Genomic DNA, 4,405 nt, shown 5'->3' with positions numbered 1-4,405 from the left:
GGTTGTTGTTGACCCGGCCTCGGGGCAGGGGTTTCGGGAGGTTCCTGGGGCCACGGTGGGGGACGTCGACGCCGCGATCTCGCGGGCGGCGGCCGCGTTCGAGGCGTGGCGGGGCGTCGCGCCGGGGGACCGGGCGCGGTTGCTGCGGCGGTTCGCCGCCGTTGTGGACGCGCACGTGGACGAGCTGGCCGGGCTGGAGGTGCGCAACTCCGGGCACACCATCGGCAACGCCCGCTGGGAGGCCGGCAACGTCCGTGACGTGCTCGACTACTACGCCGGAGCCCCGGAGCGGCTGACCGGCCGGCAGATCCCCGTGCCCGGTGGGCTGGACGTCACCTTCCACGAGCCACTCGGTGTGGTCGGCGTGATCGTGCCCTGGAACTTCCCCATGCCGATCGCCGCCTGGGGGTTCGCCCCGGCGCTCGCCGCCGGCAACACAGTGGTGCTCAAACCCGCCGAGTTGACTCCGCTCACCGCGCTGCGCCTGGCCGAGCTGGCCCGTGAGGCGGGCCTGGCCGACGACGTCTTCACAGTGATCCCGGGAGCCGGTGACGTGGTGGGGGAACGGTTCGTCAGCCACCCGGCGGTCCGCAAGATCTGCTTCACCGGCTCCACCGAGGTCGGCACCCGGATCATGGCCGGCTGCGCCGCCCAGGTGAAGCGACTCACCCTGGAGTTGGGCGGCAAGAGCGCGAACATCGTGTTCGCCGACGCCGACCTGGAACGCGCCGCCGCCACCGCGCCGGGCGCGGTCTTCGACAACGCCGGCCAGGACTGCTGCGCACGGTCGCGGATCCTGGTCCAACGTCCGGTGTACGACCGGTTCCTGGAACTGCTCGAACCAGCGGTACGCGCGGTACGCGTCGAGGACCCGTCCCGCGACACCGCCGAGATGGGCCCGCTGATCTCCGCCGCCCAGCGGGACCGGGTCGCCGGTTACCTCACCGGTGCGACAGTCGCCTTCACCGGCTCCTGCCCCGACGGCGGCGGTTTCTGGCACGCGCCCACGGTGCTGCTGGCCGACTCGCCAGCCGACCGGCACTGGCGGGAGGAGATCTTCGGCCCGGTGGTCTCGGTGCTGCCGTTCGACGACGAGGCGGACGCGATCCGGCTCGCCAACGACACCGAGTACGGCCTCTCCGGCTCGATCTGGACCCGGGACGTCGGTCGGGCCCTGCGCCTGGCCCGTGCCGTCGATTCGGGCAACCTCAGCGTCAATTCGCACTCCTCGGTGCGCTACTGGACCCCGTTCGGCGGGATGAAGCGGTCCGGGCTCGGCCGTGAGCTGGGCCCGGACGCGCTGCACTCCTTCACCGACGTCAAGAACGTCTTCATCGCGACAGAGGAGTGAGGCCAGTGCAGGGTCGGTTGCAGGACCGGGTGGCAGTGGTCACCGGAGCGGGCAGCGGCATCGGGTTGGCCACCGTGCGACGGTTCGCCGCCGAGGGGGCCCGGGTGGTCTGCGTGGACATCGATGCGGACGCCGGCGCGAAGGCCGCGCAGGAGTGCGGCGGCGAGTTCGTGGCCACCGACGTGGCCGACGAGTCGGCGGTACGCGACCTGTTCGACGGGGTGGCCGACCGGCACGGCCGGGTGGACATCGCGTTCAACAACGCCGGCATCTCACCGCCGGACGACGACTCCATCCTGGACACCGGCCTGGGCGCCTGGGAGCGGGTGCTGCGGGTCAACACCACGAGCGTCTACCTGTGCTGCAAGTACGCCATTCCACACATGCGGCGGCAGGGCAAGGGCTCGATCATCAACACCGCGTCGTTCGTGGCGTTGATGGGCGCGGCGACGTCGCAGATCGCGTACACCGCCAGCAAGGGCGGGGTGCTGGCGATGACCCGGGAGCTGGGGGTCCAGTTCGCCCGGGAGGGCATCCGGGTGAACGCGCTCTGCCCCGGCCCGGTCGCCACCCCGTTGCTGCTGGAGCTCTTCGCCGCCGACCCGGAACGGGCCGCCCGCCGGCTGGTGCACGTGCCGATGGGCCGCTTCGGGCAACCGGAGGAGATCGCCGCCGCGGTGGCGTTCCTGGCCAGTGACGACGCCTCGTTCATGACCGCCGCGCAGTTCGTGGTCGACGGTGGCATCACCGGCGCCTACGTGACCCCCCTGTGAGGAGCGCGGGTGTGCGAGCCCCGCAGTCGCGAACGGTGCCAACTCAGCGGAGGCCGCTGTGGCGCCCTGCACCAGCACCTGCCCGACGTGGTGGGTCACGAGGCGCACCGTCCGGCGCCCGGCGTGTACGGGGCGCACCCGGTGCGGTTCGCGCCGGGGAGCCTGGCCGCGTCGGTGCTGGCGGGGGTCGACCAGGTCAACTCGTACCACCACCAGGCAGTGGCCGATCCGGGCCGGCTCACGGTGACCGGGTGGGCGGGGGACGGGGTGGTCGAGGCGGTGGAGGATCCGGCCCGGCCGTTCGTGCTCGGGGTGCAGTGGCATCCGGAGAACGAGCGGGATCCCCGTCCGATCACGGCGTTGGTGCGGGCGGCTGACCAGCGGGTGTGACTGAGATCGCCCCCGCCGGCCGATGGCGCGGATGGGAGGATCGACGGATGGGCAAGGTCTACCCGGAGATCGACGGTCGTCTGCGTGAGTTCATCGCGGCCCAGCCGCTCTTCTTCGTGGCCACCGCGCCGTCCGGTGCCGAGGGGCACGTCAACGTGTCGCCGAAGGGCATGCGGGGCACGTTCGTGATCCTCGGCCCGCACCGGGTGGCCTACCTCGACTATCACGGCAGCGGCGCGGAGACCATCGCCCACCTGCGGGACAACGGCCGGATCACGCTGATGTTCTGTGCCTTCGACGGCCCGCCGAAGATCGTCCGGTTGCACGGTCGGGGCAGCAGCGTCGCGGTGACCGAGGACGGGTTCGCCGATCGGCTCGCCGAGTTTCCGGCACCGCCGGACGTGCACGCCGTCCGGGCTGTCATCAGTGTCGAGGTGGAGCGGGTCAGTGACTCCTGCGGGTACGCGGTGCCACTGATGGACTTCCGGGCCGAACGTGATCTGTTGCTCACCTCACACTCCCGCCGCAGCACCGACGACCTGGTCGTCTACCGGGCCACCAAGAACGCGGCGAGCATCGACGGCCTGCCCGTCTTCTGACCCGTCAGCGCACTGGGATCACCGCCGTTCGACGCCGTGGTCGTCCGTACTGTCCGGTGCCCGACGGTTCAGGCGTAGCTAACCAGCGTCGCGCGCCCGTGATGCGTTACGTTGCCGGTTCGCTTGGGTACAAGTCGGAGCACGGCGGGGTGAAGATCAACGGCTGAGGGGTACGGCCGGAGCGGGAGGCTGCATGAGCTCGGCCCAGGGGGGCGCGGACATCGGGCATCCCGGCGTGTCCGGTCACGAGATCTCCCCGATGCTGGCTGCCGCCTTCTCGGCCGGTGGCGAGATGGGCGACCGGTTGGCCCGCTTCGACTGGTCCTCCGGCCCGCTGGGTGAGCCCGGTCAGTGGCCCCCGGCGCTCACCACCGCGGTCGGGATGATGCTCGCCTCCAGTTCCCCGATCGTGATGTTCTGGGGCGACGAGCAGTTGGCCTTCTACAACGACGCGTACCGGCCGACCATCGGCGCCAAGCATCCGGACGTGATCGGCCAGCCGGCCCGCGCGTACTGGTCGGAGACGTGGGCGGTGCTCGGTCCGCTGCTCGACGGGGTACGGCGCACCGGGCGCTCCTACCGGGGCGAGGACCATCCCTTTCTGCTGGACCGGCACGGCTTCGTCGAGCAGACGTACTTCAACGTCTCGTACGACCCGATCCGGGGTGACGACGGTTCGGTCAGCGGCGTCTACTGCATCGTCAGCGAGACCACCGGGCGGGTGCTCGGTGAGCGCCGGCTGCGGGCGCTCTCCGAGCTGGGTGCCGAGCTGAGCGACATCGGCAGCGCCGTGGAGCTGGGCCGGACCGCCGCCGGGGTGCTCGGCCGGTACCGGGCCGACGTGCCGTTCGCCCTGATCTATCTGGTTGACGAGAGCGACCAGGTCATCCTGGCCGGCAGCACCGGCACCACCTCGCCCGCCGCTGATGTCACCCAGGTGCTGACCCGGTTGATCGCCGATGGTTCGCCCGCCACTGTCGAGGTGGCCGGTCTGCTCGACGCGTCGCCGGTCGACGCCGCCGACCAAGCCCTCGTGCTGCCGCTCACGGCGACCAACCAGACGGTCGGCGCGCTGATCGTCGGTGTGGCCCGCCAGCTGCCGCTCAGCGACGACTACCGCAACTTCTTCGGCCTGGTCGCCGCCCAGATCTCCAAGGCGCTCGGCACCCAGCGGGCGTACGAGGAGGAGCGGGCCCGGGCAGCCGAGCTGGCCGCGTTGGACCGGGCGAAGACCAACTTCTTCGCCAACGTCAGCCATGAGTTCCGCACCCCACTGACCCTGGTGCTCGGCC

General features: G+C 71.3%; 4 protein-coding genes and 1 pseudogene. All 5 read left to right on the top strand.

The features are described from left to right. Window positions 1–1,351, top strand: a 1,351-nt coding sequence (locus KBX53_RS23850; RefSeq protein ID WP_210861740.1) for an aldehyde dehydrogenase, incomplete at its 5' end; no start/stop codon positions are given. 5 nt (window positions 1,352–1,356) lie between these two features. Next, window positions 1,357–2,124: a 3-oxoacyl-ACP reductase gene (locus KBX53_RS23845; protein WP_210861739.1), complete on the top strand. Its 768-nt coding sequence runs from the start codon at window positions 1,357–1,359 to the stop codon at window positions 2,122–2,124. 9 nt (window positions 2,125–2,133) lie between these two features. Further along, window positions 2,134–2,514 (top strand): gamma-glutamyl-gamma-aminobutyrate hydrolase family protein, encoded by a 381-nt coding sequence (locus tag KBX53_RS23840; protein ID WP_309140840.1) that lies wholly within the window; start codon window positions 2,134–2,136, stop codon window positions 2,512–2,514. 47 nt (window positions 2,515–2,561) lie between these two features. After that, entirely contained in the window at window positions 2,562–3,113 is a 552-nt protein-coding gene (locus KBX53_RS23835; RefSeq protein ID WP_030337621.1) for a pyridoxamine 5'-phosphate oxidase family protein, read from the top strand. A gap of 193 nt (window positions 3,114–3,306) precedes the next feature. After that, window positions 3,307–4,405 (top strand): annotated as a pseudogene (locus tag KBX53_RS23830) (histidine kinase); the annotation flags it as partial.

It is taken from the genome of Micromonospora sp. M51 (genome assembly GCF_018070305.1).
GTDB classification, from domain to species: Bacteria; Actinomycetota; Actinomycetes; order Mycobacteriales; family Micromonosporaceae; genus Micromonospora; species Micromonospora parva.
Note: the sequence above shows the minus strand (reverse complement) of the source record. Positions and strands in the feature narration are given on the sequence as shown.

Coding starts and splice junctions, on each gene's coding strand:
- KBX53_RS23835 (WP_030337621.1), top strand. CDS start 2,562: ATGGGCAAGGTCTACCCGGAGATCGACGGTCGTCTGCGTGAGTTCATC.